Origin of the sequence: Sphaerisporangium sp. NPDC005289 (assembly GCF_040607455.1) — a bacterium.
In the GTDB taxonomy this organism is placed as follows: Bacteria; Actinomycetota; Actinomycetes; order Streptosporangiales; family Streptosporangiaceae; genus Sphaerisporangium; species Sphaerisporangium rhizosphaerae.
Map to the genome: position 1 here is coordinate 388,852 of NZ_JBEXGS010000001.1, position 24,725 is coordinate 413,576.

The window sequence follows — 24,725 nt, forward strand, 5'->3', positions numbered from 1 at the left end:
GACTACCCTAAGTGCTTGATCGACTTCAACGAGTTATCAACGCATCGACTGAAACCCTCGGTGAAACGCTGAGGAAGGCCACCCGGAGCCCCCCATGCCAAAGGAAAGCGAGCTCAACCCGTCCGAATCCCCGACCGCCCTGTTCGGTTTCGAGCTGCGACGACACCGGAAAGAACGCGGATGGTCGCAGATCCGCCTCGCCCGTGCGATCCCCTACTCCGTGGGCACGATCAGCATGATCGAGACGGCGCGGCGCTCCCCGTCCGAGGACTTCGCCAGCCGCTGCGACGAGGCACTACAAGCCGAAGGCGCCCTCATGCGCCTGTGGCCCATGGTCAGCCGCCCCACCGCTCCCCCATGGTTCCGCCCCTGGTTGGACGTGGAGACCACGGCCGAGTCCCTTCGGACATGGGAACCTCTCCTCGTTCCCGGTCTTCTCCAGACCAAGAGCTACGCACAGGCCATGTTGAGCGGAGAACCCGGCGTGAGCCCGGAGGAGGTCGAGGAACACCTGTCGGCGCGAATGGAACGACAGGCGATCCTCGGACGCCCAAAACCCCCCATGCTCTGGGTCGTCCTCGATGAGGGAGTGCTGCACCGGCACATAGGCAGTCCGGCCGTAATGGCCGAGCAGCTCACCTACCTCCTCGAAGCCGGTCAGAGCCCGAGGATCGTCATCCAGGTCCTCCCCTTCCGCGCCTATTCCACGACGGGTCTCCTGGGCGGGTTCGCCATCGCCCAAGCTCAGGGGACCCCCGACACCGCATACGTAGAGGCGGCCTCGAATGCCCAAGTGACCGACTGGACAGAAACCGTGCGGACCCTAGCATTCAGATATGAGGGAATTCGCTCCGAAGCATTATCACAACGCGATTCCCTAGAGCTGATCAAGGAGACGGTGCAGCGATGGACGAGCTGATCCGCGAGCTGCGGGCAGCCGAGTGGATCAAATCGACCCGCTCAGGAAGCAATGGCGGCAACTGTGTTGAGGTCGCGCGTCTCTCCGGGAGCCGTCGCGGCGTGCGCGACAGTAAGAATCGCCTAGGACCGGTGCTGGTGTGCGAGGGGGCGGCGTGGGAGGTGTTCGTCGGCGGGTTGAAGCAGGGGGCCATCTCCTGACGCGGAGTCCCAGCGGTGCGCCCGTGCCCGGCCTGTTCGGTGGCAGAGGGATCAACTCATCCGTTCGGGCATCACGGGCCGCCGGTTCCTCGCGAGGCTTCCCCACCGAAGCAGCGGAGGACATTTTGCGGGGGTATGGGTTAGTTGCTCCGTGTTCGGAGGCATGGTGAGCAGCACCCATGTTCGCGACCGGGGGCTGGACAGTGGGACGCAGGGAGACGGGCGCCAGAGACTGGGCGCGGCGGCGGGGCGCCAAGCGTGAGCGCTTGGAGGCCGTGCGGCCCTTCGCCTCCGGACGGGTGCTGGACGCCGGACACGTGCGTGAGGCCCTGGAGGCGCTGCTCCGCCCTGGCGACCGGGTGGCCCTCGAAGGGGACAACCAGAAGCAGGCGGACTTCCTCGCCGAAGCGCTGGCCGGCTGCGATCCGGGCGTGGTGCACGACCTGCATCTGCTGATCTCCTCCATCAGCCTGCGCGAGCATCTGGACGTGTTCGAGCGGGGCGTGGCCCGCCGCCTCGACTTCGCCTACGCGGGCCCGCAGAGCGTGCGCATGGCGCAGCTTCTCGCCGACGGCAAGGTCGAGGTGGGGGCGATCCACACCTACGTCGAGCTGTACGCGCGGATGTTCGTCGACCTCGCGCCGGACGTCGTACTGCTCTGCGCCGAGCAGGCGGACCGCGAGGGCAACCTGTACACCGGCGCCAACACCGAGGACACCCCGACCATCGCCGAGGCGGCGGCCTTCCACGACGGCGTGGTGCTGGTCCAGGTCAACGAACTGGTGGACGAGGTCCCCCGGGTGGACATCCCCGGCGGCTGGGTGGACCTGGTCGTGCGGAGCCCCCGGCCGTTCGCGCTGGAGCCGCTGTTCACCCGCGACCCGCGCCACATCGGCCAGGTGGAGATCCTGATGGCCATGCTGGCGCTGCGCGGCATCTACGAGCGTCACTCGGTGACCACGCTGAACCACGGCATCGGCTACGACACCGCCGCGATCGAGCTCATCCTGCCGACGTACGGCGAGGAGCTGGGCCTGCGCGGCAAGATCTGCAAGCACTGGACGCTCAACCCGCATCCGACGCTCATCCCCGCCATCGAGAGCGGCTGGGTGGAATCGGTGCACTGCTTCGGCGGGGAACCCGGCACCGAACGCTACGTGGCCGCCCGCCCCGACGTCTTCTTCACCGGCGCCGACGGCTCGCTGCGGTCGAACAGAGTGCTCTGTCAGCTCGCGGGCCAGTACGCCGTCGATCTGTTCATCGGCTCCTCGCTCCAGATCGACGCCTGCGCGAACTCCTCGACGGTCACCGAGGGGCGCCTGGCCGGTTTCGGCGGAGCGCCCAACATGGGACACGATCCGCACGGCCGCAGGCACGCCTCTCCCGCGTGGCTCAGCCTGCTCACCGGTGAGGCGCCAGCGATCCGAGGACGCAAGCTCGTCGCGCAGGTCACCCAGACCTTCCGTTCCGGCGGCACTCCGGCGTTCGTCGAGTCCCTGGACGCCGTCCTGGTCGGCGAGGAGACGGGCATGCCCATACCCCCGATCATGATCTACGGCGACGACGTCAGCCACGTGGTCACCGAAGAGGGAGTGGCCTACCTCTTCAAGGCCACGAGCATGGCCGAACGGCGCGAGGCGGTCGCGGCCGTCGCGGGCGCCACCCCGGTCGGCCGCGACATGGACGAGCGGCGCGTGGAGGCGCTGCGCCGCGACGGCCTGGTCGCCCTGCCCGAGGACCTCGGGGTCGACGTCCGCAAGGCGCAACGACGCCTGCTGGCGGCGCGCAGCGTCGAGGATCTCGTCGCCTGGTCGGGCGGCCTCTACGATCCACCGGCCCGGTTCCGGACCTGGTGAGGCCCGATGTCCACGATGCGCGAGCGGAGTCCGGCACGAGCACCGAGGCCCTCGGCGGACGTGCTCGCCGACATGGCCGTCCGAGCGCTGTGCGAGGAGGCGCGGTTGAGCCCCAAGCCCGGCCTGGTCGACGGGCGCGGCGCCGGCGCGCACGGGGACATGGACCTGGCGCTCCTGCTGGCCTCCGCCGAGGCGCTGCGGCCCGCGTTCCGGTCGCTCGCCGACGCGGCCCGGCGGACGGCAACCGGCGCCGGTCCTCGCGGGGAACTCGGCCTGCGCGAGGAACTCCAACCCCGCCGGGGACACGGGCCGCGCGACGAGTACGAACCTCGACGGCTACTCGCGCTTCGCGAGGAACTGGGACGGATCGGCCGCGCGGGTGAGGCCGCCATGTCACGGGTCACCGGAGGGGTGAACACGCACCGCGGCGCGCTGTGGACCCTCGGACTGCTGGTCGCCGCCGCCGCCATCGGCGCCGCCACCGACCGCGAGGCCGCTCGCGTGGCGGCGCGGCTCGCCGGCCTTCCCGACCGGAACGTCCCGGCGGGGGCGATCTCCCATGGCGAGCGGGCGCGGCGCCGGTACGGGGTGAGCGGGGCGCGCGGCCAGGCCGTGGCGGCCTTTCCGCACGTCATCGACGTCGCGCTCCCGCGACTACGCCTGGCCGGAGCGGCCGGGCTCCAGCAGGACGCGGCCCGGTTGGACGCCCTGCTGGCGGTGATGAGCCTGCTGGAGGACACCTGCGTCCTGTACCGGGGAGGGCTGGACGGCCTGCGCGTCGTGCGGTCGGGCGCCGAGCGCGTCCTGGCCGAGGGCGGCGCCGGTACGCGGCGCGGACGTGCCGCGCTCCTGGAACTGGACGAGCGGCTCGCCGCCCGGCGGCTGTCGCCTGGCGGTAGCGCCGATCTGCTGGCCGCGGCCCTCTTCCTCCACTTTGTCCCGTGGACGTCGCCCGGCGACGCACGGCCGTGCCGACGTCAAGGGAGGCGTCCCGCATGCAGACGCTGAACTACGAGTTCCCCGCCGATCGAGAGCCCGCCCGGCGGGCGCACGTCGGGGTGGTGGGGTCGGGGGACCTGGAGATCCTCATGACCCCGGAGGCGTCCGGCGGCGCTCGGGTACGCGTGCGCACCAGCGTCGACGGGTTCGACACGGTGTGGCGCACCGTGCTGGAGCGGTTCTTCGCGCGTCACCGTGTCGCCGGAAGCTTCGAGCTCAACGACTTCGGGGCGACGCCGGGCGTGGTCACCCTGCGCCTGCGGCAGGTGATCCAGGAGGGCGGCATATGACCTCCGCGCCGCTCCCTGGACAGGCGCCCCCGGACCGGGTGGCGCCGGACCGGGTGGCGCCGCTCGCCCGCGACAGCTTCATCGAGCTGCACGCCCGGGCGCGCGCCACCGCGCTGCTCGACGACGGCACCGCCCGCGAGCTGTGCGGCCCCTTCGACCGCATCGAGTCCCCCTGGCTGGCGGCCCAAGGGGTGGTCCAGCAGTCCGACGACGGCGTCGTGGTGGTCAAGGGAGAACTCGACCGGCGACCGGTGGTCGTGATCGCCATCGAGCAGGCGTTCCAGGGCGGCGGCATCGGAGAGGTCTCCGGAGCCAAGATCACCGCCGCGCTGTCCCTGGCCGCCCAGGACAATCGGCACGGCGTCACGACCGCCGCGATCCTGCTGCTGGAGACCGGTGGGGTGCGCCTGCAGGAGGCGAACCTCGGCCTGGCCACGGTCGGCGAGGTGTGCTCGGCGGTCCTGGAGCTGCGGGCGCTGAGCCCCGCCATCGGCGTCATCGCCGGAGCGCTGGGCTGCTTCGGCGGCATGAGCATCGCCGCCGCGCTCTGCACCGAGCTGATCATGACGAGGGAGGGGCGTCTCGGGCTCAACGGTCCCGAGGTGATCGAGTCCGAGGCGGGCGTCGCCGAGTTCGACGCCTCGGACCACACGCTGATCTGGGCTATCCACGGCGGCACGCAGCGCACCGCGACAGGTCTGGCGGACGTGCTCGTATCCGACGACGTGGCCGAGGTGCGATCCGCCGTACGCGAGGCCCTGGGACGCGGCGTGCCGGACGAGCACCGCTCCCAGCGGATCGGCGAGCTGCGGGCGCTCCTGGAGGCCGTCGACCCGGCGCACCCGCCGGACCCGGCCGACCTGCCCGCCCTACGGACGAACGCCGCTCCTGTCGGCAGCGCCGCACGGACGAACGCCGCACCCGGCGAATCCGCAGTACCCGCGAACGCCGCACCCGGGGAAAGCGCCGTACCGGCCAACACCGCACCCGTACCCGCCAATGCCGCACCCGGGGAAAGGGGGCGCCCGACGATGACGAGGGACGCGGCGACGGCGTCGCGGGGACTGGCCTGGATACGCGGGCTGGCCGGAGGGGAAGTGGGGTTCGTGGTCCCGTCCATGGTGACGGCGGACGTGATGCTGGGGGACGATTCGGCCCGCTTGCTCGCCGTCGTGCCCGACCCGAGCAGCCCCTACCACCGTGCTCGTCGGGGCGAAGTCGGGCTCCGCGAGGGGCTCGCGCTCGCCGAGGCGGTGACCGAGGTCGTCACCACGGACGCCGGGCTGCCCGAGGAGCGACGTCGTCCCATCGTCGCGGTCGTCGACGTGCCCAGTCAGGCGTACGGACGGGTCGAGGAACTGCTGGGCATCCACCACGCGCTGGCCGCCGCCGTGGACGCCTATGCCTCGGCCCGCACCGCCGGGCATCCCGTGATCGCGCTCATCGTCGGAACGGCGCTGTCCGGCGGATTCCTCGCCCACGGTTCGCAGGCCGGCCGGATGCTGGCGCTGGACGACCCGAAGGTGGTGATCCACGCCATGCACGAACAGGCCGCCGCGCGGGTGACCCGGCGGACCGTCGCCGAGCTGGAGGAACTGGCCCGGCGCATCCCTCCGCTGTCCTACGACGTCGCCGACTGGGCGAAGCTCGGCCTGTGCGACGAACTGCTGGACGTCGGCGATGCCGACGAGCCGACCGGCGAGGACGTGCGGCGGGTGCGGGCCGCGCTGACCGCGGCCGTCGGACGAGCCCGCCACGGACCTCGCGACCTGAGCGACCGCCTCACCTCACCCGCCGCCCTGCGCACCCGGGCCGCCTCACGCCGCATCCACGAAGCGCTCACGGCCCAGTGGCGGTGACCGGGCGACAACGATGGCGGCCGCACGACCTGGTGCGGATCACCGACATCGCGGAGATCGCTGACGCGCTGCCTGACTGGTCCTGCGCCGCGCTCCAAGACGCACCGTTCAATCCGAACCAGCCCGCATTGCCCGACCACCCCCGGCTGGAAGACGCGCTGCCGGGGTGGGCCTCGGCCTCGCTCGCCGTCTGCCCTTGGGTCGTCGTGCGCCGGGCGCCGCATCCGTTCGGCCTCATCCCGATCGGCGTACGCGGCCCCGACCGGTGGCAGCGTCATGCCGCGCTGGTCCCCTCCCACGCGGTCACCCGCACCGTGTCGCCCGAGGACCTGCGGGCTCGGCGCCCCGCCGATCGCCGGCTCGCCGTCACCCTGTCCGCCGTCGCCTCACTGCTGGCCAACGAGCCGGGAGGAGAACCCGGAGATGGCGGTCTGGTGTGGGGGCCCACCGGAGGAGTCGGCTTCGAACTCGCCACCGGGCGCGTCGTCACCCATTCCGGAAGCGACCTGGACCTGCTGGTCCGAACCCCGCACCGGCTGGATCGAGCGCGGGCCGCGCACCTGGCGACCGCCTTCGCCGCCCTGCCCGCCCGGGTGGACTGCCAGTTGGACACCCCCCTCGGCGGGATCGCCCTCGCCGACTGGGCACGCCCGGACGACCCGGTCATGGTGCGAACCGACCACGGCCCGGAACTGGTGGACGACCCCTGGGCGCTCGCATGACCGCCGGCCACCCGCCCCGCCCACGATCCGGCGGCACGGCTTCTCCCAACCCCGCGGCTGATCCGGCGTCCGTCGCCGTGGAGCGGCCGTTCCCATGGACGGCCGACCGTCTCAGGGTCGCGTACCTGTATCCGGGCCAGGGGACCCAGCGACCGGGGATGCTCCATGACCTGCCCGATCACCCGGCCGTCATCGCGACCCTCGCCGAGGCGGAGCAAATACTGCCCGGGTCGTCGCGGCAGGACTCCGCACCCGCGTTGCGGTCCACCGTCACCACGCAGGTCGCCCTGTGCGTCGCCGGGGTCGCCGTGACCCGGGCACTCGCCGCGGAGGGCGCGACTCCGGACGTCGTGGCCGGGCACTCGGCGGGCGCGTTCGCCGCCGCCGTCGCCGCCGGGGCCCTCACCTTCGCCGAGGCGCTCATCGCCGTACGCCACCGCGGCGAATTGATGCGCGACGCCTATCCGTGCGGGTATGGCATGGCGGCCGTACTCGGGTTGGGCGTCGCGCAGGTGCGGCGCGTCGTCGCGTCGGCCGCCACCGACGCGGACCCGCTCTACGTCGCCGTCATCGACACCGACCAGATGGTCGTGGTCTCCGGTGGCGTTCGCGCGCTGGAGCGCCTGTCCGCCGAGTCGTCCCGCGCCGGCGCCCGCCGCGTCCAGCGTCTCGACATCGGCGTGCCCTCACACTGCCCGCTCCTCGGCCATGTCGCCGAGGTCATGGCCGACCATCTGGCCGCGATCCCCCGGCGCCGGCTCACGGTCCCGTTCATCGGCGGCGCGGGCCGGCTGCTCCGCGACACCGACACCGTCCTTGCCGACCTCGCCCACGGCATCGCCACGACGGTGAGATGGCGTGACGCGAACGCGCTGCTCGGCGAACTCGGCACGGCACTGTTCATCCAGACACCGCCGGGGCACGTCCTGGCCGGCTTCGCACGGGCCGCGCATCCATACGCCCGCTGCGTCACCCTTTCCGACACCCCCATCGCCGAGGCCGCCCTGCTCACCCGCCACGCCCGTACCGGCACGTGAGCCCGCCACGAGCGGCCTCCTCAGGCGTCGATGCCCTCTCCGGACGTGCGCCTCGCGCATGGAGGACAGAGCCGCGTCCGGCGGCGGTCAGAGCGATGAAATCTGTGTCTGCCGAGACTCAACAGGCGCGTCTTCTCAAAGTGGTTGAAACAGTCAATAATGGCAGCGCGGTAGTAATCATCTGCACCTCGACGTCCAGGAGGTACCAGTGAGAACGACCCTTCGCGCCCTCAGACTGACGCTCGGCGTGACAGCCGGGCTGGCGCTGACGGTGTCCGGCGCCTTACCGGCCTCGGCAACGGCCTCCGCCACGAAGACCTCATCGGTCAGCACAGCGCCGACGTGGGAAGTGCGCGACATCGGGCAACGCATCTGCGTCACATCGCAATACGGTCACCCGGGCACGTACTTCTTTGTTCCGGTCTATGGAACCTGGTCGACGACCCTCACGACCGGAATACGGAACCTGCCCCCCGGTTCGACCAGCGTGGGCGGCACACCAATCCTGCCCGGCTCGAACTACGGCTCGACGATCAACGGATTCGTCCAGCTGACAGTAGCACCGGCCCCCGTCGGAACCTACGTCGCAGAGGTGTGGGCCTCGGACGGAACAGTGACCCAGACCGCCCCCGCCACCATCAACGTCCGCGAGAGCTGCTGAAGGTCGGAGCGCACGGCGGTCTCGGTCGACAGAGCCCAGGGTGACGGCGGTCCGCCGTCACCCTTCGCAATGAGCAGGGTAGGTCACGGGGTCCAGGCCGGGTCGCGGCCGATGAGGCCGAGGAGGCGGGCGAAGGGCGGGGCGTCGTCCGGTACGGCCACCGGGGGGCCGAAGGCGCCGCGTTGTCTGCCCATCTCGACCATCTGGTCGGTGAAGCGCTCCGCCCGCGAGACGGCCTCGGCGTCCGGTTCGTACTCCTGGCCGGTGGCCGTGGCCAGGTCCCAGCCGTGCACCACCATGTCGACCAGCCACAGTTCGGGCAACGTGGCCATCGGCAGGCCCATGTCGCTGGTGCCCTCCCACGCCTCGGGCTTCGTCCAGGCGGCCAGCATGCGCTCCGCCCGTTCGGGGAAGTCGCCCGCGTAAGGGCCCTGCACGGTTCTCGGCCCCTTGCGCGCCAGCGACTCGAACATCTCCGCCACCCACTCGATGTGGCTGATCAGGTTCTTGACGTCGAACTTCTCGCATGGCGTCGGGAGGCTGAGCTGCTCGTCCCGTACTCCGCGCACCAATCTCGCGGTCTGTTCGGTGGCACGCCTCATCACCGGCATCATGTCGTCCATGGCTGCCATCATGCCGCGCTCGCCCGAGGCGCGGCTTGTAGAAACGCGACAGCGCGGCTGGGTGAACCCGTACGCGGGGCTCGCCGCCTTCGACTTCGCCCGCCAGGCGCCGTCATCCGACATTTCGGCCTATGTGGACCACTTCTGGGTGGTGACCTGGACCGGCCTCGCGGAGCCGTACGAACAGCGCATCGTCTCGCATCCGACCGTCAACATGACGATCACCTGGGACTTCCACCGGATCGCAGGGGTCATCAAGGGCGGGTTCTCCTACACGATGCGAGGCGACGGTCGCGTGCTCGGCGTCCGTTTCCGGCCCGGCGGCTTCCGTCCGTTCCTCGACGGCCCGGTGTCCCAGCTGACCGGCCGTTTCGTGGAGATCGGAGAGATGTACGGCCCGGCCGGCGCAGCCCTGGTCGAGGACGTCCTGGCCGAGCCCGACACCGCGGCCGCCATCGCACTCATCGAGACCTTCCTGTCGAGTCTCAAGCCGGTGCGGGATCCCGTCGCCGAGGAGGTCGCGGCGCTGGTGGACATGGTGGAGAGCGATGGGTCCGTGACGAGGGTGGACGAGCTGGCCGCCAGATCGGGGCGGTCGGTCCGCTCGCTTCAGCGGCTGTTCCGGGACTATGTCGGCATCGGCCCCAAGTGGGTGATCCGCCGCTTCCGGCTGCACGAGGCCGCCGAGCGGATCAACGACGGCCTGGAACTCGCCACGCTGGCCGTCGAACTCGGCTACACCGACCAGGCCCACCTGACCCGCGACTTCACCGCCGCCGTCGGCATGCCCCCCGCCGCCTACGCCCGGCTGACGAACCGCCCCTGACTCATGCCACCCGCCGTACGCCGCCGTCTCCCTGAGTGGTCGCACGGAGGCCGTCGGTGCTGATCACCCCGGTGACACTTCGAGATGGACACCGGGCCCCCCGCACGCGGCAGGAAGGTACCCGGTGCTTCGGCCGGCGTCCCTGGAGTCCGCCACCGATCGTCCCTGTCAGCGGCCGGGGGCTCGTTGCTTGACTTCCTGGAGCACCCAGCCGTTGCCGTCCGGATCGCTGAAGGCGGCATACGAGCCGTAGTCGGCGCGGAGCTCGTGCGGGCCGGCGACGCGTGCCTGCCCCGCGGCGCGGTGGACGACGTCTCCGGCGGCGTGGCCGTGGTGGAAGATCCCTCCGGCATCGTGGAACACCTCGCCCACCTCGATGCCGCGGCCGACGAGCTCCGCGCGAGCCTGCTCGATGTCGCGGACCACCAGGTACAGGCCCTGGGCCGATCCCGGCGCGGCGGGGGTCATCCCCTCGCCGAACATGATCGAGCACTCGGAGCCGGGCGGCGTGAGGTGCACCACGCGGAAGTCCTCACCGGCGGCCTTGTCTAGGTCCAGGCGGAATCCCGCCTTCTCGTAGAAGGCCTTGGCCCGGTCGACGTCGGAGACGGGCAGCACGATGACTTCGAGTTTCAGATCCATTTGTTTCCCTTGATTCTCGGCGTCGATGAGGGCCGGACGTGCCGGTCGGGCATGCCGCCACGCTGCGCACCGCTTTGCCGTCCCTCATATACGAGCATATGCTCTTATCGCAGTACGCAGGCACCCGGCCCGGAATGGCCGTGTCCTGTGCCCGCGCTTGGGCGCACTGTCGCGTCACACCACGCGGCGTCCTGTGGGTACGACCCTCCGCCGACTCGGCCGCGGGTCCGCCGTTCCTTCACGCGGCATGGCATGCCTGACCACACCCGCACTCAGATGCGGTCACCGATAAGGAGCTCGACCGATGGTCGCCAGTGACCTTGTACTCATCGCCGGGGCCGGCGGCGTGGGCCGTATGGTCCTCGACCGGTTGCGCGCACAGGATGTGCCGGTGCGGGCGATGGTCCGCCGCGACGATGATCGTGCCGCCGAGATGCGCGCGCTCGGCGCGGAGGTCGTCGTCGGCGATCTGACCCGGCCCGAGACCGTGGCGGCCGCGCTGGAGGGCGTGGGGCGGATGTACTTCGCGATGCCCGTGTCGCCGGACCACCTGCTGGCGGCGACCGTGGTGGCCACCGTGGCGAGAGAGCACGGTGCACTCAGCGGCCTGGTGGGGCTGTCCCAGATGACGGTGTCGCAGATGACCGCGACCAGCACCGCGGAGTCGCACCAGCAACGGCTGCACTGGCTGGCGGAGCAGGTGCTGAACTGGTCGGGCCTGCCGGTCGTGCACCTCCGTCCGACGTCGTTCCTGGACAACCCGCTGTTCACCACGCTGGCGGCGCGGTCGATCCGGGCGAGCGGCACCATTGAACTGCCGTTCGGCACCGGGCGCACCTCTCCGATCGCCGCGGAGGACGTCGCGCGGGCGGCCGCCACCGTACTGCGCGACCCGGCCCCGCACATCGGGCACGTCTACGAGCTGACCGGGCCCCGCGCGGTGGACATGAACGAGATGGCCGAGGAGTTCTCGCAGGCGTTGGGACGTCCGGTCTCCTACATCGACGTTCCTTTGGACCGGTGGCGGGCCGAGGTGCTCGCGAAGGCGGGCCTGCCGCCGCACACCGAACAGCACATCGCCACCATGGCCAGGCTGCACCGGGAGAACCGCTACGACCGCACGTCCGGCGACCTCGAACGCATGACCGGCGCGCCCGCCCAGACGATCGAGGCCTTCGTGACCGCCCGGAGGGACTTCTACCTGGGCTGACACCGCTCGAGCGACCGCGCCGCGGGCTTACATGGCTCGTGGCCAGGGACTGATGGTCGCGGGGGCTCGTGACGCGGGGGCACGTGGCCGGGGGCACGTGGCCGCGGGGGCACGTGGCGGCGGGAACCGGCTGCTCTTGGTGGTGTTCCCAGAGCCGCGCCTCACTCGGCCCAGGGTTGGAAGCCGGTGTGGAGGACGGCTCCGAGGGAGGCGCGCAGCCGGGCCGCCTCGCCGGTTCCGAAGGTCTCCTCGAACCGGGCCTGCACGTCCCGCCACAGAGGCAGCGCGGCCTCCAGCCGGGAGAGCCCCTCAGGTGTGATCGTGACGACCCGCGCACGGCGGTCGGACGGCGACGACTCGACGGTCACCAGCCCCTCCCGGACGAGTGGCTTGAGGTTCGAGGCCAGCGTCGTGCGGTCCATGGCGATCATTTCGGCCAGCCCGGTGATCGTCGTCTCGCCGTGGACGCTGAGCTTCTGCAGGATGCTGAACTGCGTCGCGCGGAGACCGGCCGAGGCCAGGGCCTTGTCATAGGTCGCGCCGAGATAGCGAGCCGCCTTACGCAATGCCAGGTTGTTGCACGAGTCGTAGTGCTTCGCCGGCGCGGGATCCATCGTGTCCTCCAGAGCTTCTCCGTCCAGGATAAGAGCACATGCTCCCAATTGCGGCACCGCGCGCCCACGACCGCTCGGGGCGCCGGTTCGCGGAACCGAACCCAAAGCGTCGCCGGTGTACTAGGTACCGATGATCTCGTCGCGCGGAAGCGCCGCGAGGGTGCGTAGTCCACGGAGAAAGGCGTCGCGGTCCCGTTCGGGAAGCCGGGCCAGGAGGCGTTCCTCGTTACGCCGGATGGCGGCCTGCGCGGCGTCGCGTACGCGGCGGCCCTCAGCGGTCACCGACAGCAGGCGGGCGCGCCGGTCGCCGGGGTCGGGAGTGCGCTCGATGAGTCCTGCTCGCTGGAGGCGGTCCAGCACTCCGATGATGCGCGTCTTGTCGGCGCCGATGGACTCGGCGAGCGCGGCCTGGGTGCGCAGCGGCCGCTCGCCGAGGGCCAGCAGGACGGAGTACTCCCACATGGACAGGCCGTGCTCGCGCAGGACGGGCAGCTCGGCGTCGATCAGCGCCCGGGTCAGTGGGCTCATCATCGCAGCCAGGTCGGGGCGGTCGGGCACGCCAGCACTATACGGGTTGACAGATAATATGCCTACGTAGATCATAAGCACTTGCATATTATCTACTAATGCTTACGAATCACTCGAAGGAGAGCCGTCATGGACATACGTGAGCTCGATCGGCGCGCGGTGCGCGCGAGCGTCGACGTGGTGGCCGCGGTGACCCCCGCCGACCTGCGCCGCCCGACCCCGTGCACCGGCTGGGCGCTGTCCGACCTGCTCGCCCACATGACCGCCCAGCACCACGGCTTCGCCGCCGCGGCCGAGGGGAACGGCGACGACCTGACCGCCTGGAAGGTCCACCCGGCCGGCGATGACGCCGTCCCCCGCTACGCCGAGGCGGCCGAGCGGGTGATCGCCGCCTTCGCCGGCGAGGACGTGCCGGGCCGCACGTTCTCGCTGCCCGAATTCGGGCCGGACGCGCGTTTCCGCGCCGAGATGGCCATGTCGTTCCACTTCATCGACTACGTGGTGCACGCCTGGGACGTCGCCCGCACGCTCGGCAGGCCGTTCACCCCCGAGCCGGACCTGGTGGAGGCCGCCTGGCCCTACGCCCTGGCCGTCCCCAACGGGGAGGAGCGCCTGGCCCCCGGCGCCGCGTTCGCCCCCGCCCTGCCCGCGCCGGCGGACGCGTCCCGCTTCCACCAGATCCTCGCCCTGCTCGGCCGCATCCCAAGCTGAGCCCCCCGAGGGGCTTCCTGAAGGGCCCTGGGGATCGAGCCGGAAATGTCGCCGACGGAGGGTACGGTCGGATCTCGGCATCTATCCGACCTGGGAAGATCCCTCCTCCGTTACGATCCAGGAGCGTACTGTGACCTCAGTTCTCAACCCCTACATCAGCTTCACCGGCCAGGCGCGGGAGGCCATGGAGTTCTACAAGAGCGTCTTCGGCGGCGCCCTGACGCTGAACACCTTCGGCGAGCTGGCCGCGCAGCACGGCGGCGACCCCGACCAGATCATGCACGCCTTGCTGAGGACCGACAGCGGATTCACGCTCATGGCCTCCGACACCCCGCCCGGGATGCCGCACAACCCGGGGGACAACATCGCGATCAGCCTCAGCGGGGACGACGCCGAGGACCTGCGCGCCTACTGGAAGGCGCTCAGCGACGGCGGCACGGTGACCGTCCCCCTCGAGAAGCAGGTGTGGGGCGACGAGTTCGGCGCGTGCGTGGACCGGTTCGGCATCTCCTGGATGGTCGACATCGTCGCACCTCAAGCCTGATCCATCCACACCGCGAGCCTCGGCCGACGCCGGGGAGGACCGCGCCGGCGAGACCGCGGCCCTCGCCGGCGCCATCCGAGGCCGTGCGCCCGGCGGCACCGTCCGGTCCGCAGCCCACACGACACGGGTGAGACGTCAGGCGGTCAGGCGGTCAGGCGGTCAGGCGAAGACGGCGCCCGTCTCGGTGAACAGGGCGTTGAGGACGCGGAGGGCGCGCCAGGTCTTGGTCATGCCGAACTGGGCGGAGAACCGCACGACGGCGCGCACATCCTCGGGCGTCGCTCCGGAGGCGAGGGCACGAGTCACATGGACGCGGAAGCTCTCCTCCAGGGTCTGGAACAGCACGTCCACGGTCATCGTGGCGAACGCGCGCTCGCGCACGCTGAGCCGCCGCATCCCGGCGCGCATGCGCGACTGCAGGTCCATGTAGTCGGCGAACGGGGCGTCGAGGTTGCGCACCGCCCGCCGGACGGGCGCGGGGATCGGGCTGCCTTCGCCCTCGATGTCGAGCTCGTGGCCTTCTCCGGCCGGCTCCGGGAGGCCCTGTTCGCGCTCGATCTCGACGAGCCGGGCCAACGCGGCGAGGGCGGCCGGGTAGCCGCTGTCGTAGGAAATGAAGCGCAGCAACTCGCGCAGGTCGTCGGCGCTCACGCCGTGCCGCGCCGCCGCCGCGACGTGAAGCTCGAACGGGAGCCCGAGAGTCTGCTGGCAGACGTCGGCGACGACACTGAGCAGGGCCTTCTCCCGCATCGACAGCTCGGCGATCTCCTCATACATACGCCGGTCGGTGGCGGCGCTCATCTCCGCGAAGGGCGCGTCCAGCGCCTTCACCAGGATCTCGGACGTCATGTCCACGGTCTTCCTCCATCGATGAGTTTGACGGGTCGTAAGTTAACAGCTGTAGCGCTACGACTGTAGTGCAACGCTCACCCGCATACAATGGCCGCTCATGGACGTGAGCTCTCCGCCCAAGGACGGCACCCCTCGCGGCAACGGCGGCGCCCGGGGGCGCAACCCCCGTGGCCAGGGGGAACGGTTGCGCGAAGAGATCATCACCGCCGCCCTCGTCCTGCTCGACGAGCTCGCCGACGACCAGGCGCTGTCCCTGCGGGCCGTCGCCCGGCACATCGGCATCGCGGCGACGTCGGTCTACATCCACTTCGCCGACCGGGACGCCCTCGTGCTCGCAGCTCTGGAACGGTGCCACCACGACCTCGTGCGCGGCATCGACCAGGCCGAGGCCGCCTCCCCCGACCCCGTGGCCCGGCTACGCGGGCGCACCCTGTTCCTCGGGAGGTGGGCCCGCGAGCACCCTGGGCTGTACAAGGTGATGCACGAGAGCACGCTGAACCGGCGCAACGCCATGGCGTTCAAGCAGGAGCTCGCCGAGCGCACCACCGCCGCGGTGCAGCGCTGCATGGACGCCGGGCTGGCCCCCTCCGGCGACGCCGAGGCGGTCTCGCTGGACCTGCGCGCCGCCGTCCACGGCAGCGTGTCGATGCGGGTCAACCAGCCCGACCTGCCCTGGCCTCCGCTCGAAGACCAGGTCGACCGCTTCCTCACCAAACTCGTCGGCGTCCCGGTCTCGCGACCCTGACCGTCTCCGGCCGGACGACAGCGGGCATCCGACGACCTCGCCGTCGGCGCATAAGACCGCTCCGGTTCAGAGCGGTGCTCTCTGAGCATGCCGGTGCTCTGGTACAGTCGACGGGGTGAACGCCAGCCGCACCGCCCGTGAGCGGGTCAGAGCCGAGCTGATCGGCGAGATCAAGCAGGTCGCGCGGCGCCAGCTCGCCGAGCAGGGGGCAGCGGGGCTGTCGCTGCGCGCCGTCGCCCGAGAGCTGGGCATGGTGTCCTCGGCCATCTACCGCTACTTCCCGAGCCGCGACGACCTGCTCACCGCGCTCATCATCGAGGCGTTCGACGCGGTCGGCGCGGCCGTCGAGGAGGCCGAGGCCGCCTGCCCCCGCGACCGCCACCTCGATCGATGGATGGCCTCCTGCCGGGCCGTGCGCACCTGGGCTCTGGCCCACCCGCACGAGTACGCGCTCATCCACGGCTCCCCCGTGCCCGGCTACGTGGCCCCGGAGGACACCGCCGTGGCCGCCGCGCGCGACGGCATCGTCATGGCGCGCATCCTGCGCGACGCCCATGAGGCGGGCGAGCTGTCCCCGTTGCCGGGCCTGCCGCCCGCCCCCGCGTCCTTCGTCCCCGACGCGCAGGGGCTTCGCGAGGCTCTGTTCGTCGATCTGTCCGACGACGTCATCGCGCACGCGCTCGCCGCCTGGACCTCCATCTACGGCTTCGTCAGCTTCGAGCTGTACGGCATGTACAGAAACGTCATCGAAGGCGACCGCGCCGCCGCCTTCGACCACACCGCCCTCACCCAGGCCCACATCATGGGCCTGGCCCCGACACCGAACTGACCCCCGCCGGGAGCCGGAACCACGCGGGCCACGGAAGCACGTAGTAGAGGCGAGCGGATGCGGACGGCCGCGCGATGGATGACACCCACTCGCCGGTCGGCCGAGACACACCGGATGCGATCACCGTCGTCACCTGACCGGACGCGAGAGCCATCGTGACCTTGTAAGGTTCCCGGCCTTTGGAACGATGTACGGGTGAGCGGCCCACGACCGGCACGCCACCTGGGGGGTCGGGTGCCGTACCGCGCGTCCGACGGTTTCCGGGAGGTCTCCTGTGCACATCCGATTACCGGTACCACGCAAGGCGGCCTCACGGCGTCCAGGCCGGGCGCGCGTCGCCCTCGCCGTCGCCACGCTCGTCCTGGCGGTCGCGCCGGCCTGTTCCTCCCCGGCCGAAGATCTGTCCTTTCCCGACGACCTGACGACCTCCGAGGGGCACGGCCGCGCCGGCGGCTCGCAGGAACGTTCCAGCCCCGGGAATGGGCCGGCCACCAAGAACGACGGCTCAGGCGGTGGGCTGGGCAACGGCTCGGGGTCCGGTTCCGGGTCAGGCTCGGGTTCGGGATCCGGTTCCGGCTCGAGGTCGACGTCCGGATCCGGCAACGGGGGTGGCGGACGGCAGCCGCTGAAGTGGGTGCCCTTCGGCCCGGCCGATCCTCAGAGCCCGCTGAACCCGGTCAAGAAGTACGGCTCGCTGTATCGACATGACTGCACGTCCCTCCTCGGCGACGAAGAGAGCCAGCCGAGTTTCTTCAGCCTGTTCGAGAGCGCGGCCGAGGTGTGCACCGCGCTGACCGGCAACGCCGCCGAGCACTGGGAGGCGGCGCGGCGCAAGTACCAGGACCACCTCGGTGCGGAGCCCAGTGACAGCGCTCCCCCGTGTCTGGTCCAGGCCGTGCGGCGGTTCATCTCCGCGGCGCTGGCCGCCCACGACGCCGAGCCCTCGACCGCTCCCCCGGTGGTACGCGGCAGCGGCCAAGCGTGTCCCTTCGGCGTCACGTCCATCGAGGCCGACTCGGACGCGGAGGACCCGGAGGCGCACACGCTGCTGATCCACGGCACCGGTCTGTGGGTCAAGGACTCCAGGGTCACGGTGAACGGCGAACCGCTCAGCGCGGGGTACCTGTCCGGGCCCGACGGACGCGCCTGGGACGGGTACCTGACGGTCGACCTGCGGGCCGCCGCCCAGGCATCGCAGCTGAAGGTCTGCGTCGTCAACGACAACGCCCAAAGCTGCAAGACCTTCCCCAACCCCACGCCGGCCGGGCCATCGCCCGAGGCGTCGGACTCGCCCTCCACCGACGACACCGGCGCGGACCCGTCCCCGTCGGCGGAGGCCACCTCCGAGGCATCCCCGATGGACGACACCGGCTCCGACCCGCCACCTCCGGACGAGACGACGGACCAGACGGCCTCGGACCCGCCCGCCTCGGACGAAACCGCCTCGGACACGGTCGCCGGACCGTGAGGAGATCGCGCCGTTCCGCGAACCGCAGGATCCCGCTCGCGCCCGCCCGCCCGATCGTCCGCCCGAGCCGGCCACCCGCCGGGGCCTCCCCTGCCCCGGCGCCGCTGGACACACCTGCCACCGCGCCGGAGACCCCCGCCGCCGCCCCCTCCACCGCTCTGGCCGAGGAGGGACGCGTCGGCCAGGTGCTCAAGACCACGGCGGAGTTCCTGCCGCCGGTCACCGTCGCCACCGCGCTGCTGTTCTACTTCGGCTGGGCGCGCAGCGAGGTCCAGGCGCAGGAACTCGGCATCGACACCACCTCGCTGGACATGTCCGTCCAGGAGTACATGATGCGGAGCATCTCCTCGCTGTACCTGCCGCTGGGGGTGGGGGCGGCGGTGCTACTGGCGGGCATCCACCTGCACCATCGCACCGTGACGATGGCGGCCGTGCAGGAGCGGCGGCCACGGCTGCGGGTCTGGGCCCGTCTGCTGTCGTCCGGCTGGCTGGTGGTGCCGCTCGCCGCCCTGCTGGTCGAGTGGGCGGTCCCGCAGCTGCACGACCTGGTGTTCCCCTTGGGCGTCGCGCTCGGCGTCCTGCTCACGACGTACGCCGCCCGCCTGCGCGCCCTGCTGGCCCGTGAGGACGGCCGTCCGCGCGCCGCGGCGCCGAGCTCGGCGCTGCATACCGCGCTGGTCGGCGTGATGGTCGTCGTCGCCCTGTTCTGGGAGGTGTCGGCGTACGCCGGCGTGGTCGGGCGCGGGCTGGCGGACCGGGTGGCGGGCAACCTCGGCAACCGCATCTCAGTCACCATCTACAGCCCCAAGGACCTGCAGATCCACGCGCCCGGCGTCAAGGTCACGGCGTTCGACGGCGAGAACTCGGCCTACGGGTTCTGCTACACGGGCCTGCGCCTGCTCCAGAGGTCCGGCGGCAAGTACTTCCTGCTCCCCGACGGCTGGACCCCGGCCGACCGCAAGGTGATCGCGATCGCCGACGACGCCGCCCTCCGCGTCGAGTTCGGCCGCGCCGCCCCCGGCGTCCCCGCCCACTGCTGACCGAGACCGGCGGACACCCTCACGGGCAAGAGCGCGGCTGACCCCCAGGCACCGCATCTGGCCGGTGTCCTCGACATTTACGCAGGCCTGGGGTCACTGCATCTTCCTGGTGTAAGGGCCGTGAAAGTGGTTCGCCTCGAGTTATCGGGAGAAGCGTTTCGCCGGCTCGCCTGTGAGGCGGCCGGGGGGCAGGCGGCGGCCGCAGATGGCGAGGAGGAGGTCCTGGGCCAGGCCCCGGACCGGTTCTCCTGTGCCGTGGCTCCAGGCGAGGTCGGTCGCCCGCAGGCTGACGCCTGTGAGGTCGGTTCCGAAGAACGCGATGTTCTTCGGCCGCATCCCGGCCAGCACCATGGCGACTCGTTCCGGCGGGACCCGGCGGTCGAGGCCGAGGCCCACGGTGATGTCCAGGCCGTGGATGACGTCGTGCGCGAGCGCTCCGGCGGCGCCGCCGCCGGGGGGCGTCCACGGGTGGGCGACGTTGTCCCGCAACGAGGCGAGCAGCGCCTCCGGTGGCAGCTCGGCGGCGTCGCGGCGCGCGCAGCGGTCGGCCATGCGGTTGAAGTTCCCGCGCGCCTTGAGCAACTCCACCATCGTCCTGCCGAGCGAGGCGCGGAAGGGCATCGTCGTGTGGGCGACGACCTCGCGTACCCTCCAGCCGTCGCACAACGTGGGCGCGTCCCACTGTTCCGGTCGCAGAGCGGCGAGCAGGTCGGCCTGTTCGCGCCGTTCCGCCGCCACCGCGTCCCGAACGCTGTCTTCGGTCATCACGATCTCCTATCCATGCAGTGCGCACTGTCCGGCGCATGCGTTCGTGGTCGGTTCCAGTGGGGGTACGAGAGCGGCGCCGGAAAGTCATCGGTACGGCCCGCGCGATGTGTCGGTGACGGCGCATGTGGACGTCTCGCGCGATGTGTCGGTGACGGCGCATAGGGTCGGGGGATGGTGGAGACGCTGACCGGCGCAGACTCCCGTCTTGAGCCGTTCCGGGCCGAACTGACCGGCTACTGCTACCGGCTGCTCGGCTCCGGTTTCGAGGCCGAGGACGCCGTGCAGGAGACGCTGCTGCGTGCCTGGCGGTCGTTCGGCCGCTATGACGAGCAGCGGGCCTCGCTGCGCACCTGGCTCTACAGCATCGCCACCAACGTCTGCCTGGACATGCTGCGCAGCCCGCAACGCCGGGCGCTGGCGATGGATCTCAGCCCGGTGGGGACACCCGGGCCGGACATCGGTGCGCCGGCGCCGGAGCGGCTCTTCGTCCAGCCCGTTCCGGACGCGTCGGTGCTGCCGGCGGACGGCGATCCGCAGGAGCTGGCCGTGCAGCGTGAGACGATCCGCCTGGCCTTCGTCGCCGCGCTGCAGCACCTGCCGCCCCGGCAGAGAGTGGTGCTGATCCTGCGCGAGGTGTTGCGATGGAAGACCGAGGAGGTCGCGACCCTGCTGGATACCACCGCCGCGTCGGTGACCAGCGCGTTGCAGCGGGCGCGGTCGACGCTGAAGGCGATCGACGTCGTGTCCGGCGAGCCCCTCCGCCCGTCCGACCCCGCTCAGCGTGAGCTGCTCACCCGCTATTGCACGGCGTTCGAGCGCCATGACATCACCGCGCTCGTCGCCCTGCTACACGAGGACGCGACGATGTCGATGCCTCCCTTCACCTGGTGGCTTCGCGGCCACGACCAGATCAGGCGGGCGTTGCTGGACCCGGACGCGTCCTGCGCGGGGGCGCGCCTCATCCCGGTCGCGGCGAACGGCTCGCCGGCCTTCTGGCAGACCAGGCCTGGTACCGACGGTGCGCACGTCCCCTTCGCCCTGGTCCTGCTCGACGTGTCCCAGGGCCTGGTCAGCGGCATCACCACCTACCTGGACGCCGCCCGCCTGACCCGCCTCTTCGGCGACCCCGTCACGGCCGTGCCGGCGCCCGCGGGGAGCCCGCTCGCCATCAGGTGATGGCCGCTTCCCACAGTGCGCTCACCGGCATGGCGCGCATGCGCTCGCCGAAGGGCAGCGTCTGAGTGCCGGTGTACAGGACGACCCCGACGACGAAGTCCTCACCGACGCGGTCGGCCAGGTGCCGCAGCCCCCGGAAGTCGTCCGGGCGCACGGTCGAGGAGGCCTTCACCTCGATGGCGACCACCCGGCCTTGCCGGTTCTCCAGAACGGCATCGACTTCGACCTTCTCCTTGGTTCGATAGTGGAACAACTCGGCGCGTTCCTGTGACCAGCTCAGCTGGCGCGCCAGTTCCATGAGGACGAACCCTTCCAACAGCGGGCCGAACGCGCCTTCCGGCCGGATGAGGCTCCTGGCGTCGGCGCCCAGCAGGTTCGCGGCGATCCCGGAGTCGACGAACGCGAGTTTGGGAATGCTGGTCGCACGGCTGCTCAGGTTGCGCGACCATGCCGGAATGCGTTTGGTCAGGAAGACCTCTTCCAGCAGCGCGATATAGCGATGGACGGTGCTCGCGGACAGTCCGACATTACCGCTGAGCGAGTTGGCGACGAGGAGCTGACCGGACCGCGCCGCCAGCACCCGCACCAGGGCCCGCATCTGCGACGTCCGTCCGATCTCCGACAACTGGCTCACGTCACGCGCCACGAGATCGGCGACATAGGCGTCGAGAAACCGCTCTCGGCGTCGCGGATTGGGCCGTGCGACCGCCTCCGGGAAACCCCCACGGACGATGCGTTCCGCGTAGTCGCTCCGGCTGAGAGACGACGTGTGCCGCAGATCCGGGCCCGCCGTGAAGAGGGCGTCCACGAGACCGTCGGCGGTGCCGTCGATCTCGCCCTGGGAGAACGGCCACAGCTCGATGGTCTCCATCCGCCCCGGAAGCACGTCCGGAAGACCCCGTAGTCCGAGTACGCGCGCCGATCCGGTCAGCAGGAACCGACCCGGCCTGGGGTCGGTGTCCACCTGCTCCTTGATCGCGAGCATCAGATCGGGCACGCGCTGGATCTCGTCGATGACCATCAGCTCCGGGAAGGCGACGAAGCCGGCAGGGTCGGCGATGGCGGCCTGTCTCACCACGGGCGTGTCCAGGTTGCGCCACTCCGCGGCCCGGTCTTTCGCCACGAGCCTGATCAAGGTGCTCTTGCCGCTTTGGCGCGCGCCGTTGATGAGAACGACGCGCGTGTCCGCCAGCGCCGCCTCCACGGCCGCCGCCGCACGCCGGGGAAGCACTTCACCCAGAGGCGTCTGCGAGGTGTTGACCACCAGCTCAGCATTCCACAGAGGACGGCCTTCTGACATGTTGGACGGCGCCACCGTGACACGATCGTCGCAGTTTTCCTGACGCATCCGTCGCACCTTCGCTGACACGTCGGTCGCTCTGGTGCGGGAACGATGGTCGCCGGGCGATGACGGTGCGGGACAGGATGCCCGCGGTCAGCGGGCCGAGGATCGGCCGTGTTGGGGGTGGGGGTGTGACTTCCGGGGGGTGAACTGCGAGAGGTCGTGGATGCGCAGGGCCTTTTCAATGTCGGTGACCCGGTGGACCACGGCGGTGAAGCCGCGCTGCCCGAACCGGCGGTGCTCCTCGGCCTCGAAGACCTCACCCAGGCGGGCGAACTCCCTGGCGGGCGTCACCTTGCGGAAGACGGGGAAGACCACAGTGTCCTCCCGGGCCTCGTGAGGCTCGTACATGCGGATGAAGGCGGCCATGTCGGAGACCAAGGCATGGCGCTGGTGGGCCGAGAGCCTGGAATGGTGGGTGGCGGCCAGGATGCGGGCGGTCACCTCGCGTCCGCGCCTGTGCTGCTGACACAGAACGGCGACCGTGTGGCGGAGTCTGCCGGCTTCGCGGAGATGCGGGAAGACGTACTTCTCTTCCAGGTACTCGTGGTAGCGCTCGATGAAGTCGCGGATGATCCGGGCCGCGGCGTGCAACTGCTGGGCGGGCACCTGCTCGCCGCGCTGGATCCGCCGGATCCCCTCCCGGTACACCAGCAGGACCCTCTTCAGCACCCCGTGCTCACGCATGAGGTCCTCCGGAGGCGTCACCCCCGGCTTGTGCCCGTGGGCCTGCGACGGAGACGCCGCCGCGAGCGCCGGGATGTCGGCTCCGGGAAAGACGGCGAGGGGCACCGCGCCGGCCAGGGCGACGGTGGACAGGCCCAGCAGGTCACGACGGCTCACCGCCGGCGAGTGATGATCTTCCACAATATCTCCGTTTTGCCCGTTTCTCAGGTTTCACCGCACGCACCTGCGTGTGATCGGAAAGTCCCCGGTCCCGCCGAGCCCCACGCCGACACGTGGGTAAATGCTTGATCCGCGGCATTGCCTCCTACTCCTCCCGTCTCGCGCCATGTGGCCTCGCGCCCATGACCGGATACGGCTTGCGCCGGGTGAGCGGCGCGGCGCGCATGATCGGGCGGCAGGCGTCCTGAGCTGGTCCGATATCCATCGGCGGATGGATTCGGCAACGATCTCGATATTGGACGACAGCGGAACAGGTCTGCTTTGCTCGCGGTTCCGATCCGATCTGCGAGTGAGGATGAGAATGCGAAAGTTCGGGGTGCGCCGGTTCGTCGGGACGACGGCGGGCGCAGGTGTTCTGGCGGTCTCGGTCATGGCAGGCGTCAGCGGGTACGGGACCGGCACGGCCGCCGGGGCGACGGCGGTGCTGACGCCGTCGGCCCGCGCGGACGCGGCCGGCAAAGTGTCCCCGGCCGAGGCGCGACGGAAGCTACGCGAGCTGGAGAAGGCGTCCGACGTGCGCATCGGCGCGTACGTGGTCGACACCGCGACCGGGAAGGCGTTCGGCTACCGGTCCGGCGAGCGCTTCCCGCTGCTGTCCACCTTCAAGGCGATGGCCTGCGCCGCCGTGCTGAAGAAGGCGCGCACGTCAGACCCGGGCCTGATGAACCGGGTCGTCCACTGGACGAAGGAGGAGCTGAAGGACAACTCGCCGGAGACCGAGAAGCACGTGGACGACGGGATGACCGTCTCCGAACTGTGCCGGGCGGCGATCATCTACAGCGACAACACCGCGGGCAACATGATCCTCAAGCAGATCGGCGGGCCGAAGGGCCTGACGCGGTACTTCCGCACGTTGAAGGACCCGGTCTCCCGGCTGGACCGCTGGGAGACCGAGCTGAACCTGTGGAGCCCCAAGGAGCGGCGGGACACGACCACGCCGGTGTCCATCGCCCGCGACCTGCGCAGGGTGGCGGTGGGCTCCGCGCTCGACGACCGGGACGAGGCGCGGCTGAACGCCTGGCTGCTGGCGAACACGACCGGCGGGGAGCGCATCCGCGCCGGCCTCCCCAAGAATTGGATCATCGGCGACAAGACGGGCAGCACCGGCACCTACGGGGGCGCCAACGACATCGCCGTGATCCGCACCTCGCCGTCGGCCGCGCCGCTCGTCATGGCGATCTACACCAACGCCAGGGCCGCCCAGGCGACCTACAACAGCAAGGTCGTCGCCGACACCGCCACCATCCTCGCCCGCACCCTCGGCAAGCTCCCCTGACCGGATAACGGAACCGATCACCGGGTCCCCCGCCGTAACACGGCGCCGGGTTCCCACCGGTGAGACGGCGCCGGGTCCCTCA

The 24,725-nt window shown here is 70.9% G+C and carries 27 protein-coding genes; 19 read left to right on the plus strand and 8 right to left on the minus strand.

Annotation, left to right across the window (positions count from 1 at the left end):
- Positions 1-94: 94 nt before the first annotated feature.
- The 9 genes from ABZT47_RS01445 (at position 95) to ABZT47_RS01485 (ending at position 8,543) form a co-directional block, all read left to right on the plus strand.
- Positions 95-919 (plus strand): helix-turn-helix transcriptional regulator, encoded by an 825-nt coding sequence (locus tag ABZT47_RS01445; RefSeq protein WP_354834857.1) that lies wholly within the window; start codon positions 95-97, stop codon positions 917-919.
- Positions 907-1,119, plus strand: coding sequence for a DUF397 domain-containing protein (locus ABZT47_RS01450; RefSeq protein ID WP_354834860.1), 213 nt, complete (start codon positions 907-909; stop codon positions 1,117-1,119). The genes ABZT47_RS01445 and ABZT47_RS01450 overlap by 13 nt, the downstream gene beginning before the upstream one ends.
- Positions 1,120-1,298: 179 nt before the next feature.
- Entirely contained in the window at positions 1,299-2,975 is a 1,677-nt protein-coding gene (mdcA, locus tag ABZT47_RS01455; protein ID WP_354834863.1) for a malonate decarboxylase subunit alpha, read from the plus strand.
- A gap of 6 nt (positions 2,976-2,981) precedes the next feature.
- Positions 2,982-3,983, plus strand: a complete 1,002-nt coding sequence (locus tag ABZT47_RS01460; RefSeq protein WP_354834866.1) for a triphosphoribosyl-dephospho-CoA synthase — start codon at positions 2,982-2,984, stop codon at positions 3,981-3,983.
- Positions 3,971-4,264, plus strand: a complete 294-nt coding sequence (locus ABZT47_RS01465; protein WP_354834869.1) for a malonate decarboxylase subunit delta — start codon at positions 3,971-3,973, stop codon at positions 4,262-4,264. Before ABZT47_RS01460 ends, ABZT47_RS01465 begins: the two co-directional genes overlap by 13 nt.
- A complete protein-coding gene (locus ABZT47_RS01470; protein ID WP_354834871.1) occupies positions 4,261-6,123 on the plus strand; it encodes a biotin-independent malonate decarboxylase subunit beta in 1,863 nt (620 codons plus the stop codon). Before ABZT47_RS01465 ends, ABZT47_RS01470 begins: the two co-directional genes overlap by 4 nt.
- Positions 6,120-6,845, plus strand: coding sequence for a malonate decarboxylase holo-ACP synthase (locus tag ABZT47_RS01475; RefSeq protein WP_354834874.1), 726 nt, complete (start codon positions 6,120-6,122; stop codon positions 6,843-6,845). The genes ABZT47_RS01470 and ABZT47_RS01475 overlap by 4 nt, the downstream gene beginning before the upstream one ends.
- Positions 6,842-7,882, plus strand: a complete 1,041-nt coding sequence (locus tag ABZT47_RS01480; protein ID WP_354834877.1) for an acyltransferase domain-containing protein — start codon at positions 6,842-6,844, stop codon at positions 7,880-7,882. The genes ABZT47_RS01475 and ABZT47_RS01480 overlap by 4 nt, the downstream gene beginning before the upstream one ends.
- Before the next feature lie 208 nt (positions 7,883-8,090).
- A complete protein-coding gene (locus tag ABZT47_RS01485; RefSeq protein WP_354834880.1) occupies positions 8,091-8,543 on the plus strand; it encodes a DUF5980 family protein in 453 nt (150 codons plus the stop codon).
- 83 nt (positions 8,544-8,626) lie between these two features.
- Here ABZT47_RS01485 and ABZT47_RS01490 read toward each other — a convergent pair whose 3' ends face one another.
- A complete protein-coding gene (locus ABZT47_RS01490) occupies positions 8,627-9,166 on the minus strand; it encodes a TIGR03086 family metal-binding protein (protein ID WP_354834883.1) in 540 nt (179 codons plus the stop codon).
- Here ABZT47_RS01490 and ABZT47_RS01495 point away from each other — a divergent pair.
- Positions 9,165-9,992 (plus strand): helix-turn-helix domain-containing protein, encoded by an 828-nt coding sequence (locus tag ABZT47_RS01495; protein ID WP_354834886.1) that lies wholly within the window; start codon positions 9,165-9,167, stop codon positions 9,990-9,992. The genes ABZT47_RS01490 and ABZT47_RS01495 overlap by 2 nt on opposite strands.
- 168 nt (positions 9,993-10,160) lie before the next feature.
- On the opposite strand, the gene ABZT47_RS01500 is transcribed toward ABZT47_RS01495, so the two are convergent.
- Positions 10,161-10,634: a VOC family protein gene (locus ABZT47_RS01500; RefSeq protein ID WP_354834889.1), complete on the minus strand. Its 474-nt coding sequence runs from the start codon at positions 10,632-10,634 to the stop codon at positions 10,161-10,163.
- A 304-nt stretch (positions 10,635-10,938) separates the two neighbouring features.
- On the opposite strand from ABZT47_RS01500, the gene ABZT47_RS01505 reads away from it, so the two are divergent.
- Entirely contained in the window at positions 10,939-11,844 is a 906-nt protein-coding gene (locus ABZT47_RS01505; RefSeq protein WP_354834891.1) for an NAD(P)H-binding protein, read from the plus strand.
- Positions 11,845-12,005: 161 nt separating this feature from the next.
- On the opposite strand, the gene ABZT47_RS01510 is transcribed toward ABZT47_RS01505, so the two are convergent.
- Entirely contained in the window at positions 12,006-12,458 is a 453-nt protein-coding gene (locus tag ABZT47_RS01510; RefSeq protein ID WP_354834893.1) for a MarR family winged helix-turn-helix transcriptional regulator, read from the minus strand.
- 120 nt (positions 12,459-12,578) lie between these two features.
- Entirely contained in the window at positions 12,579-13,016 is a 438-nt protein-coding gene (locus ABZT47_RS01515; RefSeq protein ID WP_354834895.1) for a MarR family transcriptional regulator, read from the minus strand.
- A gap of 99 nt (positions 13,017-13,115) precedes the next feature.
- On the opposite strand from ABZT47_RS01515, the gene ABZT47_RS01520 reads away from it, so the two are divergent.
- Positions 13,116-13,697, plus strand: a complete 582-nt coding sequence (locus ABZT47_RS01520; protein WP_354834897.1) for a TIGR03086 family metal-binding protein — start codon at positions 13,116-13,118, stop codon at positions 13,695-13,697.
- 130 nt (positions 13,698-13,827) lie between these two features.
- Positions 13,828-14,241 (plus strand): VOC family protein, encoded by a 414-nt coding sequence (locus ABZT47_RS01525; RefSeq protein WP_354834899.1) that lies wholly within the window; start codon positions 13,828-13,830, stop codon positions 14,239-14,241.
- A 159-nt stretch (positions 14,242-14,400) separates the two neighbouring features.
- Here the strand turns inward: ABZT47_RS01525 and ABZT47_RS01530 are convergent, their stop codons facing one another.
- Positions 14,401-15,090: a carboxymuconolactone decarboxylase family protein gene (locus ABZT47_RS01530; RefSeq protein ID WP_354835440.1), complete on the minus strand. Its 690-nt coding sequence runs from the start codon at positions 15,088-15,090 to the stop codon at positions 14,401-14,403.
- Between the two features lie 100 nt (positions 15,091-15,190).
- Here ABZT47_RS01530 and ABZT47_RS01535 point away from each other — a divergent pair, with 100 nt between their 5' ends.
- The 4 genes from ABZT47_RS01535 (at position 15,191) to ABZT47_RS01550 (ending at position 19,175) form a co-directional block, all read left to right on the plus strand.
- The gene (locus ABZT47_RS01535) at positions 15,191-15,838 is read left to right on the plus strand and encodes a TetR/AcrR family transcriptional regulator (RefSeq protein ID WP_354834901.1); all 648 of its coding nucleotides are present in this window, start codon (positions 15,191-15,193) and stop codon (positions 15,836-15,838) included.
- A 115-nt stretch (positions 15,839-15,953) separates the two neighbouring features.
- Positions 15,954-16,667: a TetR/AcrR family transcriptional regulator gene (locus ABZT47_RS01540; RefSeq protein WP_354834903.1), complete on the plus strand. Its 714-nt coding sequence runs from the start codon at positions 15,954-15,956 to the stop codon at positions 16,665-16,667.
- Between the two features lie 274 nt (positions 16,668-16,941).
- On the plus strand, positions 16,942-18,135 hold the full coding sequence (locus tag ABZT47_RS01545) for a hypothetical protein (RefSeq protein WP_354834905.1): 1,194 nt from the start codon (positions 16,942-16,944) through the stop codon (positions 18,133-18,135).
- A complete protein-coding gene (locus ABZT47_RS01550) occupies positions 18,132-19,175 on the plus strand; it encodes a hypothetical protein (protein WP_354834907.1) in 1,044 nt (347 codons plus the stop codon). The genes ABZT47_RS01545 and ABZT47_RS01550 overlap by 4 nt, the downstream gene beginning before the upstream one ends.
- A gap of 141 nt (positions 19,176-19,316) precedes the next feature.
- Here ABZT47_RS01550 and ABZT47_RS01555 read toward each other — a convergent pair whose 3' ends face one another.
- Positions 19,317-19,940, minus strand: coding sequence for a maleylpyruvate isomerase family mycothiol-dependent enzyme (locus tag ABZT47_RS01555; RefSeq protein WP_354834909.1), 624 nt, complete (start codon positions 19,938-19,940; stop codon positions 19,317-19,319).
- 174 nt (positions 19,941-20,114) lie between these two features.
- Between ABZT47_RS01555 and ABZT47_RS01560 the strand changes: the two genes are divergently transcribed.
- The gene (locus ABZT47_RS01560; protein ID WP_354834911.1) at positions 20,115-21,119 is read left to right on the plus strand and encodes a sigma-70 family RNA polymerase sigma factor; all 1,005 of its coding nucleotides are present in this window, start codon (positions 20,115-20,117) and stop codon (positions 21,117-21,119) included.
- Here ABZT47_RS01560 and ABZT47_RS01565 read toward each other — a convergent pair.
- Together ABZT47_RS01565 and ABZT47_RS01570 are read right to left on the minus strand one after the other, a co-directional pair.
- Positions 21,112-22,467, minus strand: coding sequence for an ATP-binding protein (locus ABZT47_RS01565; protein ID WP_354834913.1), 1,356 nt, complete (start codon positions 22,465-22,467; stop codon positions 21,112-21,114). The genes ABZT47_RS01560 and ABZT47_RS01565 overlap by 8 nt on opposite strands.
- Positions 22,468-22,554: 87 nt before the next feature.
- Positions 22,555-23,304 (minus strand): hemerythrin domain-containing protein, encoded by a 750-nt coding sequence (locus ABZT47_RS01570; RefSeq protein ID WP_354834915.1) that lies wholly within the window; start codon positions 23,302-23,304, stop codon positions 22,555-22,557.
- A 364-nt stretch (positions 23,305-23,668) separates the two neighbouring features.
- Between ABZT47_RS01570 and bla the strand changes: the two genes are divergently transcribed.
- Positions 23,669-24,643 (plus strand): class A beta-lactamase, encoded by a 975-nt coding sequence (gene bla, locus ABZT47_RS01575; protein ID WP_354834917.1) that lies wholly within the window; start codon positions 23,669-23,671, stop codon positions 24,641-24,643.
- Positions 24,644-24,725 lie beyond the last annotated feature (82 nt).

Coding starts and splice junctions, on each gene's coding strand:
- ABZT47_RS01505 (WP_354834891.1), top strand. CDS start 10,939: ATGGTCGCCAGTGACCTTGTACTCATCGCCGGGGCCGGCGGCGTGGGC.
- ABZT47_RS01500 (WP_354834889.1), bottom strand. CDS start 10,634: ATGGATCTGAAACTCGAAGTCATCGTGCTGCCCGTCTCCGACGTCGAC.
- ABZT47_RS01535 (WP_354834901.1), top strand. CDS start 15,191: ATGGACGTGAGCTCTCCGCCCAAGGACGGCACCCCTCGCGGCAACGGC.
- ABZT47_RS01520 (WP_354834897.1), top strand. CDS start 13,116: ATGGACATACGTGAGCTCGATCGGCGCGCGGTGCGCGCGAGCGTCGAC.
- ABZT47_RS01490 (WP_354834883.1), bottom strand. CDS start 9,166: ATGGACGACATGATGCCGGTGATGAGGCGTGCCACCGAACAGACCGCG.
- ABZT47_RS01450 (WP_354834860.1), top strand. CDS start 907: ATGGACGAGCTGATCCGCGAGCTGCGGGCAGCCGAGTGGATCAAATCG.
- ABZT47_RS01495 (WP_354834886.1), top strand. CDS start 9,165: ATGGCTGCCATCATGCCGCGCTCGCCCGAGGCGCGGCTTGTAGAAACG.
- ABZT47_RS01530 (WP_354835440.1), bottom strand. CDS start 15,090: ATGACGTCCGAGATCCTGGTGAAGGCGCTGGACGCGCCCTTCGCGGAG.
- ABZT47_RS01565 (WP_354834913.1), bottom strand. CDS start 22,467: ATGCGTCAGGAAAACTGCGACGATCGTGTCACGGTGGCGCCGTCCAAC.
- bla (WP_354834917.1), top strand. CDS start 23,669: ATGCGAAAGTTCGGGGTGCGCCGGTTCGTCGGGACGACGGCGGGCGCA.
- ABZT47_RS01460 (WP_354834866.1), top strand. CDS start 2,982: ATGTCCACGATGCGCGAGCGGAGTCCGGCACGAGCACCGAGGCCCTCG.
- mdcA (WP_354834863.1), top strand. CDS start 1,299: ATGTTCGCGACCGGGGGCTGGACAGTGGGACGCAGGGAGACGGGCGCC.
- ABZT47_RS01470 (WP_354834871.1), top strand. CDS start 4,261: ATGACCTCCGCGCCGCTCCCTGGACAGGCGCCCCCGGACCGGGTGGCG.
- ABZT47_RS01510 (WP_354834893.1), bottom strand. CDS start 12,458: ATGGATCCCGCGCCGGCGAAGCACTACGACTCGTGCAACAACCTGGCA.
- ABZT47_RS01480 (WP_354834877.1), top strand. CDS start 6,842: ATGACCGCCGGCCACCCGCCCCGCCCACGATCCGGCGGCACGGCTTCT.
- ABZT47_RS01555 (WP_354834909.1), bottom strand. CDS start 19,940: ATGACCGAAGACAGCGTTCGGGACGCGGTGGCGGCGGAACGGCGCGAA.
- ABZT47_RS01465 (WP_354834869.1), top strand. CDS start 3,971: ATGCAGACGCTGAACTACGAGTTCCCCGCCGATCGAGAGCCCGCCCGG.
- ABZT47_RS01445 (WP_354834857.1), top strand. CDS start 95: ATGCCAAAGGAAAGCGAGCTCAACCCGTCCGAATCCCCGACCGCCCTG.
- ABZT47_RS01560 (WP_354834911.1), top strand. CDS start 20,115: ATGGTGGAGACGCTGACCGGCGCAGACTCCCGTCTTGAGCCGTTCCGG.